The 1,286-nt window shown below is 25.5% G+C and carries 2 protein-coding genes; both read right to left on the reverse strand.

The window, feature by feature from the left end:
- Positions 1–154: 154 nt before the first annotated feature.
- Positions 155–448, reverse strand: a complete 294-nt coding sequence (locus TS70_RS06570) for a hypothetical protein (protein WP_198049791.1) — start codon at positions 446–448, stop codon at positions 155–157.
- 2 nt (positions 449–450) lie between these two features.
- Positions 451–1,286 (reverse strand): hypothetical protein (locus tag TS70_RS06575; RefSeq protein ID WP_232332560.1); only part of this gene is annotated, 836 nt, incomplete at its 5' end.

Here is a 1,286-nt window from a genome sequence, read left to right on the forward strand (position 1 = left end):
ATAAACAAATGAGCAATTAATTTATAAAAATCATTTGAACTATTAAATCACTGTTTAATTGTCGCCATTGCTGTCTCTGATGCAAGAAAAATATTTGCAACAAATGTTATACCAATAATGCTTGCTACGAAAAAAAACCATAATAATTTAACCATTATTTTTTTCCTTCAGAATTAGCTTTAGTATGTGCAATTTGTTTGCTTTCTTTTAAACGAATAGCACCTAAACCCGTAGACATAGCAGAAGATGTATTTTGAGACATTGTACTTAATTGTGGTGCTGAACCAACCAAACGCATAACAATTCCTAAAATACCCCCTATAATTCAAAGAACATATAAAGGTATATCTGTTGCTGGCAATTTTAAAGTTCACATTCAATCCATAATTTTCATAAATATATCAATAACAACATTAAAAGCATCATCTCAATTCGTTATTAAATTCATAATTATTTACCTCCTTTTTGTAAATTTTCTAAACTATCAAAATTAACATAATCTCAATAAGTTAATGTCTTATCTTTCACACTATCATTTTTAACATCTCTAACAAATTGCAAATATTTAGTATCATATTTCATTGCATCTAACAAAGAAATAGAAATTTTAAAATTACGCATACCAATAGAACTAGCATTTTTTAATTTTACTTTTTTACCATTGGCAGAACGCTTAACACTTTCAGATTTTCAAATATCATAATTATCTTTATCATCAAAAATACCAATATGAAATTTAAACTTAGGAAAAAATCAAATAAAATACTTTAATATTCCTTTAAATTGAAAAGGTGGTTTTTTACAACTTAAAGGTAACATTAAACCAGTTGCTAATTCTCTATATTCTACTCAATGGTGTTTTTCTCTTTGTCCAATAAATACAACATTAATATTATATTGACGCATAAGAACTAAACTAGGAATAACACCACTATATTTTTTCATAGCACCATCTTTAACCTCATTAGCAGGAACATATAACGCCATTTCATCCAAAACAACCAAATTACTTTCGCTATAAGGTATAGGGTTTTTTAAATTATTATTATCAAACATATCAAAAGTCGCTAATGCTATATCTTCATTTTTAATTGGATAATTAGAATATTTAGTATCATATTTAGAATTAACTAATAAATGAGTTGCTAATAATGTTTTGCCACTCCCCAAACTACCAATTACCATCGTTATAGGACTTTGTTTTATAGTTTTAAAAAATGCAAGTTGATTTCGTAAATCTTTAAAAAATAAAAATAATACAAATATACTAAATAAATAAGTAAAAA

This window comes from Spiroplasma sp. hyd1 (assembly GCF_016082235.1).
In the GTDB taxonomy this organism is placed as follows: Bacteria; Bacillota_I; Bacilli_A; order Mycoplasmatales; family Mycoplasmataceae; genus Spiroplasma; species Spiroplasma poulsonii.